The organism is Pseudomonas sp. GR 6-02, assembly GCF_001655615.1.
Taxonomy (GTDB): domain Bacteria; phylum Pseudomonadota; class Gammaproteobacteria; order Pseudomonadales; family Pseudomonadaceae; genus Aquipseudomonas.
In genome coordinates, this window is record NZ_CP011567.1 from 3,978,365 (window position 1) to 3,991,519 (window position 13,155).

The following is a 13,155-nucleotide window of genomic DNA, read 5'->3' on the forward strand; positions in this document are numbered from 1 at the left end:
CGTGCCTGAGTTCAGGCCAGCTGAAAATCCGACTTTTTCAACAGAATCGGCCAAAAGCAGCCATTCGGCTAGATACTTTCGACCCTTTCCGGTTCCTCGTGTCTGCGAGCTAACGCCATTTCTTAGCGTCCGAGTGAGGGCGGCCCATAGAGCTCAATTTCCCAGTCTTCAAGAGGTGGCGTTACTTTGAAAGATGGGTCGCAGTATGACCTTAAGTAGTCAGTCGCTCTCCTTTGGGCGTAGGTGAAATTGAGCACGTTGCCTTCACTGTCCATCTCTATCACGTTCGCGAATATCGCGAAAACCATCTCAATTGCACTCGGCTCAGAGCCATAAATGTCGAGGTACTCAACGTTTTCAAGCATGTAATGGCTTCCACTTGCCATGAAGTATGCAAACGTTCGGAGTGCTCCACTGAAATCATTACTTAGCTTCTTCATGTACATTTTCTTTTAGTAAAAATTTTGGATTTAACTGCTTCATAATCAAGCATCTGCTTTTTTGCCGTTTTATTGCGGTCGAGACAGGCCGGAACCGGCCAGAAGCTGTCCCTCCTCTGACAAAATCCCCTACCCCGCACTCAATTCCCACAGCACATCCAGCACATGTTGCGTAGGCCGTTCGATGTCTCGACTACGGTGGGCAATACCCAGTTGCCGCCACAATAAGGGCTTTAATGGCCGCATGACGATCCTGGTATCGGGCAATGGCGTGGAGGCTTCATGCGGCAACAACGTCGCACCATAGCCAGCCGCCACCAGGCTTTTGATCGCATCGTTGTAGTTCAGTTGAATACGCGGCGCAGGCTGCGGCCCACCACTGGCGAACCACTCCGCAGTCAAACGCGAAAGACGAGTGGTGTTGTCATTCAGAATCAATGGCTGAGTGGACAGCCAGTCGGGGGTCACAACCTCCGGGGATTCCCAGCGAGCTGGCAAGAAGGCCATGACCGGGTCCCGTCGCCATGGCTCGATCCGCAAGCCCTTCACCGGGGACTGCGGCAGCGCGACCAAACCGATTTCCAACGAGCCCTCGGCAAGCTTCTTCAGAGTTTCCTGCGACGTGAGCACCGCGACCTGCACATCGATAGCGGGATGGCGCTGGCTCAACGTCTCCAAAGCGTGCGGCATCAACTGTGCGATGGCCCCCGTGGAGGCGCCTAGCCGCACACGCCCGGCCAATCCCTGTACCTGACGTTCCACGTCCTCAAGCGCCTGCTCCGCATCCGCCAACAGACGCCGCGCACGTTCCACCAGTGTGTTCCCAATCGCCGAAGGCTGAACGCGCCCACGCGTGCGCGACAACAGCTTGCCGCCCACGCGCGCCTCCAGGTCGGCGATATGCAAACTGACCGTGGGTGGCGCCAAGTGCAGCACGCGGGCCGCCTCGGCAAACGAACCCAGGTCGGCAATCGCCACCAGCGTGCGCAGACGGTCCAGGCTGATTTCGCGCATGAGTGACTCCTCGTTCAGAAAAACTGAATTTCATCGTTTATAAATTCAACTTTTCCTATCTTAGCGCCTCACTGAAGATTGGAACTCCTGATTTCCAACGTCCGAGAGCATTCCATGGCAAGTCCCCTTGTATTCATCGATGGCGACCAAGGCACCACCGGGTTGCAAATCCATCAACGCCTACGCGACCGCAGCGATCTGCGGCTTATCACACTCAGCCCCGACTATCGCAAGGATCCGCAACGTCGCGCCGAAGCCATCAATAACTGCGACATCGCGATTCTGTGCTTGCCCGACCAAGCCGCGCGCGACGCTGTAGCGACCATCGAAAACCCCGCCGTGCGGGTGATCGATGCGAGTTCGGCGCACCGCACCCATCCAGACTGGACCTATGGTTTCGCGGAGATGAATCCGCAGCAGAGCCAACGCATCGCCGCCGCGCGACGGGTCAGCAATCCCGGTTGCTATCCAACGGGGGCGATAGGGTTGCTGCGCCCTTTACTGGAGGCCGGATTACTGCCCAGGGATTACCCGATGAACATTCATGCCGTGTCGGGTTATTCCGGGAAAGGACGTGTCGGGGTGGAAGAGCATGAGGGAGAAGGCGCAGCACAGGCGTCGGCGTTTCAGGTCTATGGGCTGGGGTTGGCACACAAACATATTCCAGAGATTCAACAACAAAGCGGTCTGACGGAGCGGCCGATGTTTGTGCCGGCCTATGGCGCTTTTCGGCAGGGGATCGTACTGACCATCCCCTTGCAAACCCGGTTGTTGGCGCCAGGTGTGAGTGCGGTGCAGTTGCATGCGTGTCTGATGCGGCACTACGCCGATGCGAGCCATGTACAGGTGATGTCGATGCTGGAGGCTAAAGGGCTGACGTCCCTTGATCCTCAGGCACTTAACGGGACTGATGATCTGCGACTGTCTGTGTTTGAGAATGACGAAACGGGCCAGGTTTTGTTGGCTGCGGTGTTTGACAATCTTGGGAAGGGAGCAGCTGGAGCTGCAGTGCAGAATCTGGATTTGATGCTTGCGGGAACATGACTCCGATGACCCGCGCGAATTAGCGTGATGCCCTCGTCCCGAACCGGGATTTAGAGGTCAGGCAAGGTTCGCACCTGAAGCCGTGAACCCATTTAACGGTAATATCCAGACTAAAACGCCGACTTCAACTTGTAGAGAAAACATCTTGTTTGGGCATAAAAAATCGAGCAAACAGCTCGGATTGTGACTTGATATTTAATTTGGCATAAATATTGCGCCGATGAACCTTTATCGTTTCCACCGAGAGGGAAAGCTTTCCGGCTATCTCTTTATTAGAGAAGCCACTGAGCAACAATCTGAGCACATCACTTTCGCGCGCTGTTATTTGCGTGCCCAGCTGGGTAATCGTTTCTGGCCATAGAGGTGGCTCAGCGAGATTTTTCTCTACATCAATTTCAAAACACATGCGCTGATGCATTAATGCAGTCACCCACGGCTTGATAATATCAAGCATTGTTATTTGTTCTTGATTAAAACGGACTTTGCTACCAACGGAAATACATAACGTTCTATCGGCGTCGAGCTGAACATTGTACTGAGCCTCATCCACAGAGATATATTGTGCAAAATATTGATGATAATACTCAGTTTCAAGAAAGTATTCCGGCGCAATATCCAGCAAATGAAAGAAACCGCTCTGGGGGTTTTCTCGATTAGCTATATAAAATGGATCCAGCAGGTAAAGCCCCTTCACATAGCGATGAATGAACGCGTCTACCTCTTCAACATCTGCGACTTCAGGAAGACTAACGACTTGCACTTGTTGATTGCTAAAGATCAATACAACCCAATTATCGATTTGCACGTATTCGTTTAATATACGAACAAGCGAACTCCAGAATTCTGGACGGTTCAACTGCATGATCAGCTTCCCAATCGATCGGTGCCAAGCCAGGCTATGAAGGTCGAACGGCATTTTCTACCCCTTTAGGGTTAGGGATTCGTAGGTCAGAGGTAAGTATTCGTAGGTATTTACTATTCGCTAACGCCCGGTATATTCGCTGGCAGGACTTACGATGGCCATGAGGGCACATCGTCTTGATAAGGATGTTGCATGAGAAAATCACGTTTGCGAACCATTTTTTCGGCCTCGCTTCTCTGTGCTGGGATGAGCACATCAGTGGGAGCTGTAGAGCCTGGGGTGCATCTGTACAACTGGTTCGGGCTTCTCGCACCGGAGACCCCAAAGGAGTTTGAGCAGGCAACTGGCACCAGAGTGCATATGGATGCTTTCGACAGCGCCGAAATCATGCAGAGCAAAGTAATGGCTGGGCGCACGGGGTATGACGTGGTTGTGGCCACCTCCAATGTGTTGCCAAGCCTGATCCAGGCGGGAGTACTTCAGCCGCTGGATCGTAATCAACTGAGTAATTTGTCCCATATCGATCCTGATATCTTGTCCCAGGTCGCGGTCAATGATCCTGGTAATCGCTACGCTGTGCCCTATCTATGGGGTACTACCGGCATTGGCTATGACGTTGACAAAGTCAAAGCGGCATTGGGTGATAATGCTCCGGTGAATAGCTGGGATTTGATCTTCAAAGAAGAAAACATCAGTAAGCTCCAGTCGTGTGGTGTGGCAATGCTTGACTCTCCAAGTGAGATCATTTCGATTGCCTTGCATTACCTTGGGCTCCCCAGCAACAGCAGGAACCCGGATGATTACCAGAAAGCTCAAGCCCTACTGTTAAAAATCCGCCCCTACGTCCTCTATTTCGACTCCTCCCGAATTGACGCTGACCTGGCTGACGGCAATATTTGTGCAGTCGTGGGATGGGCTAATGGTGCCCTTGCTGCGCAGGCCATCAACGAGAAGACCAACACTGGACGCAAGATTACCTACAGCCTTCCTCGCGAAGGAGCGCTGGTCTGGTCGGAAAATCTGGTTCTTCTAAAAGACGCGCCCCACCCAAAGGAAGGTATGGCGTTTATTAATTACATGTTGCGACCAGAAATTATTGCCAAGACCTCAAACCACACTCTCTACCCTAACGCTAACAAAGATGCCGCTGAGTTTGTCGAACAGAAGTTGCGAGACAACCCCTGGATTTATCCAGACAAAAAGACCATTGCCACACTTATCCCACTTGAGCCACTGCCATTGAAGCTGGAGCGAATCCGCACGCGGATCTGGACCAAAGTGAAGAGTGGTGTGTGATCTGACTTGATTTGTCGCCTGTTGCTCTATGCATGTCTTTATTTTATACGCGGACGTGCTTGAGCAGCAGGTTGAGGCTATTTATGTCCGGAAAGTAAGACGCAAACGCCAATATACAAGAGCGCCAAATTAGTGGATTAGTGCCTGTTATAGGCTCTTGCCCTGAGCTGGACTTACCCGGCTTCCTGACATTGACATCTGCGACAGCCCCGATTCAACACTTTATGCAAGAAGAGAACAGTGGATGTTCAGCCCAGCCAATCAGACGTCTTTCAGTTTGACCATCGACGGTTTTGCGCACGATTTTCAAGTACTCGCATTCACCGGAGATGAGGCGATCAGCAGGCCTTACCTCTTCAACGTGGAGCTTGTTAGCGAGCGGTCTGACCTGGATCTCGAAAGCCTCTTCGACGTAGAGGCTTTTCTGACCTTCGACGCGAAGGGCAACGGCGTCCATGGACGGATCTATCACATCGCCCAAAGCGGTAATGATCAGCGTTTGACGCACTACAATCTGGCCCTCGTACCGCACCTGTCCTACTTGCGCCACCGCATCAACCAGAGGATCTATCAACAGTTCTCGGTGCCGAAAATCGTCGCCTTGATACTGGAAGAACACGGGATTGTGGGTGAGGCTTATCGGTTTCATCTGGGGTCGACCTACCCCGAGCGTGACTACTGTACCCAGTACGATGAAACGGATTTGCACTTTATTCAGCGCTTGTGCGAAGAAGAAGGTATCCACTTCCACTTCCAACACAGCGCTCAAGGCCACGTGCTGGTCTTTGGCGATGACCAGGCGGCTTTTCCCAGGATTGGGCAACCCACTGCTTATGGACAAGAGAGCGATAGAGTGGCCAACGAGCCACTGATCAAGCGCTTCAACCTACGTCTGGGGAGAAACGAGCAACAGCCAGGCATGGAAAACGATGACAAGCTGAAGCCTTTCACAAGCCATGAGCACGGCAAGCAGATAAGTCTGCGTGCTATGGAGCGCCGCCACGCGGCTTATCGTCAAGCCGAAGGGCAAGGTGACCAGACCCGGTTAGTCAGTGGCCATGTTCTGGAGATCTCTGGCCACCCGCGCCAGGAATGGAACGACCTATGGTTACTGACTCAGGTCATCCACGAAGGCAAGCAACCACAGGTATTGAGCGAGAACATCGCCAGTGGCAACACAAACAACGAGGATGACTTTCATCAGGGTTACCGCAACCGCTTTATCGTTCTTCCGTGGGACGTGTCCTATCGTCCGCCTTTGGCTCACAAGAAACCTCAGGTACCAAGTAACCACACCGCTGTGATCATCGCTCTGGAAGACGAGGAGATCCAGGGTGATAGGCGCCTCGGAAGGGTCAAGGTCAAGTTCCCCTGGGACCGCGAAGGTAGATTTGATGACAAGAGTTGTTGTTGGCTGAGGGGGACCTCCAATTGGAGTTGTGGAATGACGCCCCCCCGAACGGGTATGGAAGTCATGGTTACATTTCTCGAAAGCGACCCCGATCAACCGCTGATCAGCGGTTGCCTGTGCTGCCGCTAACCGCAAACCCTATAAGAGCAGCAACCGTCAGGTTGAAATTTGCCCCTGCAATTACTTAGTCAAGGGCTCAAGCCAGCAGGTCGGCGATCCACCGGGCCTGCCGGGCGACATCCTGCACCTTCTCCTCGGGCACGGCCTGCCGCGCCTTGGCGAAGCTGCTCAGGGTCCGCTGCTTCTCGCGCAACAGGCGCTGCCACTTGATCAGGAATGCCGAGCTGCGTGCCTGCATCTGCAGCGGACCGAAATACAGCTCCTCGGCGGTGTACATCACCGGCCCGGTGCGCTCGGCGACGATGATTTCGTAGTCGAAGCGGTTTTCCCGCAGCACTTCCTCGCAGAGGATGCAGTAACCATTTTCCATCAGCCATTGGCGCAGTGGCTGCTCGCCGCCGTTGGGTTGAAGAATCAGGCGCTCCTGGCCGCTCAGACGTGCCTTGCCGCAGTCGAGGATGTCGCGGATCGTCTCACCGCCCATGCCGCAGATGCTGATTGCCGTGATCCCGTCTCCCGGCTCGATTGCCGTCAGGCCATCGGCCAGGCGCACGGTGATCCACTGGTCCAGGTCGTTCTCGCGCACGGTGCGTTCGGCCGAGCGAAATGGCGTCAATGCCACCTCGCCGGCCACCGCCGCCACGATGGCGCCACGGCGCATCAATGCCACAGGCAGGTAGCCGTGATCCGAGCCGATATCGGCCAGGTGCGCCCCTGCTGGCACATGTGCCGCCACGCGTTCCAGGCGCATGGACAATGTCTGTTGGTTCAACTGTTGCCCCTTTTCACCACGAACGTCCGGCACCTTTGACCGGATCGGCCCGCGATTCTGGCGAGCAACGCTGTGCATTTCAAATTTATGCGACCAGGGTCATGGCTCGCCCCGCACCTGCCGCTTGAGTATCGGCCCAAAGCGAGCCCTGGTAATGGATCGCTTTGGGCCGACCTGAGCCCTACTGCCGAGCTGTCCAAACGGCCAGTTCATAGCCATCCGGATCAATGAAGTGGAACCTGCTTCCACCGGGGAACGAAAATATTTCGCGGCTGATAACAGCGCCCAAGGCTTTGAGCCGTTGCTGCGCCTCATCGAGATCATCCGAGTACAAAATGATCAAAGGGCCACCAGGTCGAACCGGCTCTCCCGTAGTGAAGCCACCGGTAAGGCGGCCATCACTGAATTCCGTATAGGTCGGGCCGTAGTCGACGAATGTCCAGCCGAACGCACTGCCGTAGAAAGCTTTGCTGCGGGCAATGTCGTCGACATTAAATTCAATATTGTCGATCTGCCGGTCTTTACCACGCACACTCATGGATGCCTCCTTGGCTGATATTAAAGGAACAATGATATTGCAGCTGCCGGCAAGGAGCAGCCCCCCTTCGGCGAAATGCAGACTTTAACGCTGGCACGCGGTTATGATCCGGGATAATCAGGTTCCCTTGGATCCACGCTTATGCCCACCTCGAAAATCCGCCCCTCACCCGCGCCGCTGCTCAAACCAGGAGAGACGGTGGTCTTGTTCGACGGTGTCTGCAAGCTGTGCAATGGTTGGGCGAGGTTCTTGATTCGCCATGACCGCCAGCAGCGCGTGCGGTTGGCGGCGGTTCAGTCACCCGAGGGGCAAGTCCTGCTCGCGTGGGCAGGTTTGCCCGTGGATCAGTTCGACACCATGGCGGTGATCCGCGACCGACACTTCTGGGAGCGTTCGGATGCATTTTTCGAAGTCATCGCCCAGTTGCCCGCTCTCTGGCGCCCAGTGAACCTGTTGCGCATCTTCCCTCGCATGCTTCGAGATTGGGCATACGACCGCATTGCGCTTAATCGTTATCGGCTCTTCGGAAAATACGACACGTGCCTGTTGCCGGATCCTGATCATGAACAGCGCTTTTTGAAAGCGCCCCTATGAACACCCTCACACGTATTAACTGGATCGCCCGTGGGGGGCTGGCGTTCATGTTTGGCTACCACGGTCTGATTCCCAAGTTGCTGTGGCTAAGCCCTGGCGAGCGAACAATGATCCAGTCTCACGGGATCACTCAGGTTGAGCTGTTCGCCAATATTGCCGGGGTCGCAGAAATTGCGCTGGCCTTATGGATACTGATCGCACCGCGCAGTGCCTGGCCTCTTGCCGTCGCCGCGGCGGCGCTGTTTGGCCTGCTGCTGGATGTAGCAATTTTCAATCCATCAATGCTCAAGGAGGCCTTCAATCCAGTCTCGTTGAATGTGGCGGGACTTACCCTGTGCGCAGTGGCCTGGAACACCAAGACTTGAGCCAGCCGATCCTGCTATCCCAATAGCCCAACCAGTTGCACCGGCGTCATCTTCGTCACCATCATCAGCACAATCACAAACATCCCGACAAAACCGACCACCCCCATCCACCACCATTTTTTGTACACGGATCGGTATTCATCATCGAGTCCGCTGCCAGCCTCAACTGCGCACGACGCCATCAGGTACAGCCGCTTCTGCAACACCAGCACCGGCAGCCAAAGCGAACCCACGCAGAAGAAGATAATCAACGAAGTCAGTACCCACTCCGTGGTCATGGGTAGTCCGGAGAGCCTCATCAGCAGGTAGCCCGTGATGATCTGAACAAAGCCTGCCGGCGTGGTAATCCAGGTGTCGAAGCGCACGACCATCCGGGCCACATGCGCGATCACTTGAGGGTTGGCCGTGCGGCTGGCGGCGATCAGATAGAGGTAGGAACCCATGCCGAATCCGAACAGGAAAATCGCGGCAATGATGTGGAGGTACTTCAGGCATAGATAGAGCATGTCAGCGCAGCTCGCCAGAGAACTGCACAGACAGGCTCAAATTGTCCGGATCGTTGATCGCTGCCATGTATTCATCGACGGTAATTTCGCCCACGCAAGCCCTGGCACCGGGTTGCGGCACATAGCCCTGGGCCATTTTCGCGGCCAAGGCTACGGATGCGCAGCTTGGGATTTGCGGCCCCTTGTCATTCATGGCCGTCAGTTGCACGGTCATGGCCAGCGGTTTCCCGTCAACTCCCCTGCCCTGAACGTCGATGTACATCGCGCTTTTACCATCGCCGAAACGTTCAAACCGGGTCCCCAGCCGATGCAGTCTGGCGGCCCAAAGGGCATGGTCGCGAACCAGCCCGATCTTCAACGCCTGAGCCAGCAGATAGTTGGCGACACCACCCAGCTTCAAGCCCGCGCCGGCCTTGAAGCTCAGGGTTTGCGCGCCATAGCGGCTGGCGAAAATATCCATGTCCGGCACATCGACATTGGCCAGCACGCGAGTGCCCAGACGCGGCATCTTGCGCAGCGTCAGATCCTGCCAACCCGACACTTCATGCACCTTGCCATTCTTGAGTTGCCTGATCGGTTTACCTGCGTAGGCGAGTACGCCTTCGACGGTCGACAATCCCGGCATCTTCGCCGAAGAGGAAATGCCATGCTCGATCGAGTCGATACGACTGAAGCGATAGCGCTGCTGATCGATGATGGCTGACGATAGCGTCGGCACCGAACTGCAGCCACTGAGGATCGCCACTCCTGCCTGTTTCGCCAAGGCATCGAGTACGCCAACGCCGTTGACGAAGGTTCGGCAGTCAGACAGGTCGCAGTAGTTCACGCCAGCCTCGATGCAGCTCTCGGCGACCGCATAGGATTGCCCCTGAAACGGGCCGCCAGTATGGATGACCAACTGGATGTCCATCGAGCGCAAAACGGATTTGAACTCAGTGCCCATGGCATTGCCGCACCAACTTTCGGCGACAGCGCCCGATTGGCTTTTCAACTCATCGACTTTGCGCTGCAACTTGTGTGGATCGCGGCCCGAGATCACCAGTTCCACATCTGGCATTACCGCCAAATGCCTGCAAACGATGCTACCGAAGTTTCCGTAGCCACCGACCACCATCACCCTGAACACCATTCAACTCTTCCCTAACTGACAGGCTGCTTTCAGCCAATAATGACTGCTTTATGCCTGTAATGTCAGGCGGCTTCGCTACCCTTCATTGAGTCCCTCCCCGCACCGACCGTCGAACTTCAGCCTGTATGGCATAAGCCGGCGCCTCCACAGCATTGAAGTCTTGTGTATAGCGCTGGGCAAATCCCTCTACCCCCCATTCCCGAAACTGCTGCACGTGCTTCAGTTCGTGAGCCCAGAGCGCGATGTCCTGTTCTGCGGTTTGAGTGTCCCGGAAGAGGATGATGTCGATCAGCGTCACGGCACCGACGTCGGGGTTTTGCAGCATGGAAGTGGCGGCGCTGAATTGGCCGTTGTCGCTCACTTTGTAGTGCGCGGCATCGAGGACGCTGGGGTCGTACCAGCGCAGCAGTTGCTCCCGGATGTGCGGTGGAATGGGTTGGATCTCGGCGCTGGCTGCTTCAGCGCGGGCTTGGGTCAGCCACAGCGCCAGGGCAGGTGCCGCGACCTGGTAGACGCCATCAGGCACCTGCCCCAGATCTGGCAGGCAGATGCAGCCGTTCAGGCACACTTGTTTCTCGCCAGGTGGGCAGGCGTTAGTCTGGGCTTGTACTACAGGAGTCAGGCCAAGAACAGACAGCGCCACCAGACATGTGATGATGGGCGGCATTGGGCCCTCCAGGGACGGAAGCAGCGCGAACAGCGGATCACAATTGATCGATGACCCGCATAACTTTAGCGCATCCTTGTCGGGTCTCTTCTCGATGATTGCCTGGGGGTAATTGCTGCCCTCACAACGACAGCAACAGTCGATCAGAAGTGATCGGACTGGGTATACGGTGTCTCATGGTGGAAGAGATCGCATTGGCCAACCCAAAACGTACCTTGAGCAAACGCGGCTAGGCGCGTTTACACCGCTATAGTCGACTCTATTGCCGACCGTACTTCCAGGAGCCTTTTCCCAGTGTCTGACATGCCGAGCAACTTCGCCTACACAAAACGCTTCAACGCCGTACTCGCCTACATCGATGCCAATCTTGAAGGTGACTTGTCGGTGAAGACGTTGAGTCATGTGGCGAACTTTTCGGTGTTTCACTTCCATCGACAATTCAGCGCGTTCGCAGGTGTGCCGGTCTCACGTTATGTGCAACTGATGCGGCTACGACGCGCGGCACATCGCCTGGCCTCCCTCGCTGATCACTCGGTACTGGACGCGGCACTCGGTGCCGGCTTTGAAAGCCCCGAGGCATTTTGCAGGGCGTTCAGGCGGGCGTTCGGTATGACCCCGAGTGCGTTCAGGAAGGAACCGAACTGGCAGGTCTGGAATGCGGTATTCGCAATCCCACATTTTTCCAGGACTATCATCATGCAAGTACGAATCGTGGAATTCCCAGAAGTCAGGGTCGCAGCGCTTGAGCACTGCGGACCACCCGGGCTCGTCAATGAGAGCGTGCGCAAGTTCATCGAGTGGCGCATGCAGAGCGGACAGTCGCCGGTGGCATCGAGTCGCAGCTTTGGCATTCCCTATGGCAACCCCGACACGACACCTGCACAAGCATTCCGCTTCGCCATCTGCGGCGAGATTCACGAGGCTGTGGCGCCGAATGAGTTCGGCGTACGCGAGATCGTCATTCCTGGCGGTCGCTGCGTCGTGGTGCGACATACGGGGTCACCGGATCACATCGGCGAAACGATCTATCCGATTTACCGCGATTGGCTTCCTGCCAGTGGCGAGGAACTCCGTGACCACCCGTTGTTCTTCAATTACCTGAGCGTCTATCCCGAGACGCCGCAGGATCAATGGCAAACTGACGTGTATGTTCCGCTTCAATAGCGGAGCAAGCAGCTTTCGACCCTGACGGACATTGACGAGTGTCCGCTCAGGGTTGGCATCCACATCAACGACGACAGCTTCTTTGCCCGTAACCCAGGGCCTGTTAACGCTTCGCGACAAAGTCAACGAGGGGAAAGCGCAAACCCGCGAAATCCTCGACTGCAGAAAGCCATCCTGACCGGTCGCTTTCCAGTCCCATTGGCAAGTTTTCAAACCCTGTACTACTGTCATCTCGTGCTGGATGCTCGGGATCGCGGACGTTCGATCTCCCCCAAGGTCATGGAATGAAGACCCCATCGTGAACACGCACGTGTTCCAACCGCTGTGCATACGACGTGTACGACGAGCCCAATGTGGCTCCGGTTCACAGGGAGGTGCTTATGGTGGCTTCAGGTCTAAAGTCTCGGCAGCAAATGCTGAGCATTCGCCATTGTATTGATACGAAACACTCTGCTTCCCTCCCCTGGCATCCCGGCTCCCGATTTCAGCCCGCTAAGTACCAGTAACTGAACATGCGCAGCATGCATTGCCTGAGCATGTGCCTGGCGCTGTTGCCTGCCGGCACGGTTATGGCTGACTCTCTTCCCGGATTATCGGCGTCTTGTACGGAGCAAGCCGTAGATAACCTGCTGGGGCTTCCGCCCATACCAGATGCCTCGTCACCTGAGCATCTGGTGGAAAAAATCCAGCTTGGCAAAACGCTGTTCTTTGACAAGCGTCTGAGTGCTGACGGCTCGATCAGCTGTGCCTCTTGCCATAATCCCGAACGAGGCTTCATCGACGGTTTGCCGCGCGCCCAGGGCATCCATCGCCAGCTTGGAACACGCAACACCCCTACCCTCGTCAATGCGGCTTTTGCCGGAACACAGTTCTGGGACGGGCGCCGTGACAGCCTCGAGTCGCAGGCTACGGATCCCCTCTTTAACCCGATCGAACACGCCGTGAATGATGAGGCGCAATTACTCCATACCATCCGGCAGGACAGCCAGTATGTTGCGGCTTTCGAGAAGGTGTATGCGGCCTCCCCTGAGACGTTAATGGCCACGCAAGTTGCACAAGCCATCGCGGCCTACGAACGCACCCTGGTGGCTGGTAACTCTGCATTTGATCGTTATCGCTATGGACACGACAAAACAGCTCATCCAAGCCAGTCGCCCTCTGGTTCTGACGCCCCTGGAAAAAACCGATTTGGTGGCGTTTCTCTAACCAGTTGACGGCATGGAGCGGTGCCTC

The 13,155-nt window shown here is 55.6% G+C and carries 15 protein-coding genes; 7 read left to right on the forward strand and 8 right to left on the reverse strand.

Features of this window, described 5'->3' with window-relative positions; translation table 11 throughout:
- Positions 1-122: 122 nt before the first annotated feature.
- Positions 123-440, reverse strand: a complete 318-nt coding sequence (locus PGR6_RS17485; RefSeq protein WP_064618638.1) for a DUF7677 family protein — start codon at positions 438-440, stop codon at positions 123-125.
- Between the two features lie 129 nt (positions 441-569).
- The gene (locus tag PGR6_RS17490; RefSeq protein WP_064618643.1) at positions 570-1,454 is read right to left on the reverse strand and encodes a LysR family transcriptional regulator; all 885 of its coding nucleotides are present in this window, start codon (positions 1,452-1,454) and stop codon (positions 570-572) included.
- A 114-nt stretch (positions 1,455-1,568) separates the two neighbouring features.
- On the opposite strand from PGR6_RS17490, the gene argC reads away from it, so the two are divergent.
- Positions 1,569-2,498, forward strand: coding sequence for an N-acetyl-gamma-glutamyl-phosphate reductase (gene argC / locus PGR6_RS17495; RefSeq protein WP_064618644.1), 930 nt, complete (start codon positions 1,569-1,571; stop codon positions 2,496-2,498).
- Positions 2,499-2,622: 124 nt separating this feature from the next.
- Here argC and PGR6_RS17500 read toward each other — a convergent pair whose 3' ends face one another.
- Entirely contained in the window at positions 2,623-3,414 is a 792-nt protein-coding gene (locus tag PGR6_RS17500) for a helix-turn-helix transcriptional regulator (protein WP_018925632.1), read from the reverse strand.
- 138 nt (positions 3,415-3,552) lie between these two features.
- On the opposite strand from PGR6_RS17500, the gene PGR6_RS17505 reads away from it, so the two are divergent.
- Entirely contained in the window at positions 3,553-4,656 is a 1,104-nt protein-coding gene (locus tag PGR6_RS17505; protein WP_064618647.1) for a polyamine ABC transporter substrate-binding protein, read from the forward strand.
- A 244-nt stretch (positions 4,657-4,900) separates the two neighbouring features.
- On the forward strand, positions 4,901-6,196 hold the full coding sequence (gene tssI / locus PGR6_RS17510; protein WP_064618649.1) for a type VI secretion system tip protein TssI/VgrG: 1,296 nt from the start codon (positions 4,901-4,903) through the stop codon (positions 6,194-6,196).
- A 67-nt stretch (positions 6,197-6,263) separates the two neighbouring features.
- On the opposite strand, the gene PGR6_RS17515 is transcribed toward tssI, so the two are convergent.
- Together PGR6_RS17515 and PGR6_RS17520 are read right to left on the reverse strand one after the other, a co-directional pair.
- The gene (locus PGR6_RS17515; RefSeq protein WP_335720340.1) at positions 6,264-6,959 is read right to left on the reverse strand and encodes a tRNA (adenine(22)-N(1))-methyltransferase; all 696 of its coding nucleotides are present in this window, start codon (positions 6,957-6,959) and stop codon (positions 6,264-6,266) included.
- Between the two features lie 181 nt (positions 6,960-7,140).
- The gene (locus tag PGR6_RS17520; RefSeq protein ID WP_064618653.1) at positions 7,141-7,497 is read right to left on the reverse strand and encodes a VOC family protein; all 357 of its coding nucleotides are present in this window, start codon (positions 7,495-7,497) and stop codon (positions 7,141-7,143) included.
- Positions 7,498-7,638: 141 nt separating this feature from the next.
- Between PGR6_RS17520 and PGR6_RS17525 the strand changes: the two genes are divergently transcribed.
- Together PGR6_RS17525 and PGR6_RS17530 are read left to right on the forward strand one after the other, a co-directional pair.
- Complete coding sequence (locus PGR6_RS17525) at positions 7,639-8,091, forward strand: thiol-disulfide oxidoreductase DCC family protein (protein WP_064618657.1); 453 nt, start codon at positions 7,639-7,641, stop codon at positions 8,089-8,091.
- Positions 8,088-8,456, forward strand: a complete 369-nt coding sequence (locus PGR6_RS17530) for a DoxX-like family protein (RefSeq protein ID WP_064618659.1) — start codon at positions 8,088-8,090, stop codon at positions 8,454-8,456. Before PGR6_RS17525 ends, PGR6_RS17530 begins: the two co-directional genes overlap by 4 nt.
- Positions 8,457-8,470: 14 nt before the next feature.
- Here PGR6_RS17530 and PGR6_RS17535 read toward each other — a convergent pair whose 3' ends face one another.
- From PGR6_RS17535 to PGR6_RS17545, 3 genes are all read right to left on the reverse strand, one after another.
- Entirely contained in the window at positions 8,471-8,962 is a 492-nt protein-coding gene (locus tag PGR6_RS17535) for a DUF2269 family protein (protein WP_018925626.1), read from the reverse strand.
- A 1-nt stretch (position 8,963) separates the two neighbouring features.
- Complete coding sequence (locus PGR6_RS17540; protein WP_064618661.1) at positions 8,964-10,091, reverse strand: saccharopine dehydrogenase family protein; 1,128 nt, start codon at positions 10,089-10,091, stop codon at positions 8,964-8,966.
- An 82-nt stretch (positions 10,092-10,173) separates the two neighbouring features.
- Entirely contained in the window at positions 10,174-10,758 is a 585-nt protein-coding gene (locus tag PGR6_RS17545) for an eCIS core domain-containing protein (RefSeq protein WP_018925624.1), read from the reverse strand.
- Positions 10,759-11,052: 294 nt separating this feature from the next.
- Between PGR6_RS17545 and PGR6_RS17550 the strand changes: the two genes are divergently transcribed.
- The gene (locus PGR6_RS17550; RefSeq protein ID WP_026286372.1) at positions 11,053-11,922 is read left to right on the forward strand and encodes an AraC family transcriptional regulator; all 870 of its coding nucleotides are present in this window, start codon (positions 11,053-11,055) and stop codon (positions 11,920-11,922) included.
- 512 nt (positions 11,923-12,434) lie between these two features.
- Positions 12,435-13,136: a cytochrome-c peroxidase gene (locus PGR6_RS17555; RefSeq protein ID WP_082920880.1), complete on the forward strand. Its 702-nt coding sequence runs from the start codon at positions 12,435-12,437 to the stop codon at positions 13,134-13,136.
- The last annotated feature ends 19 nt before the right edge of the window (positions 13,137-13,155 follow it).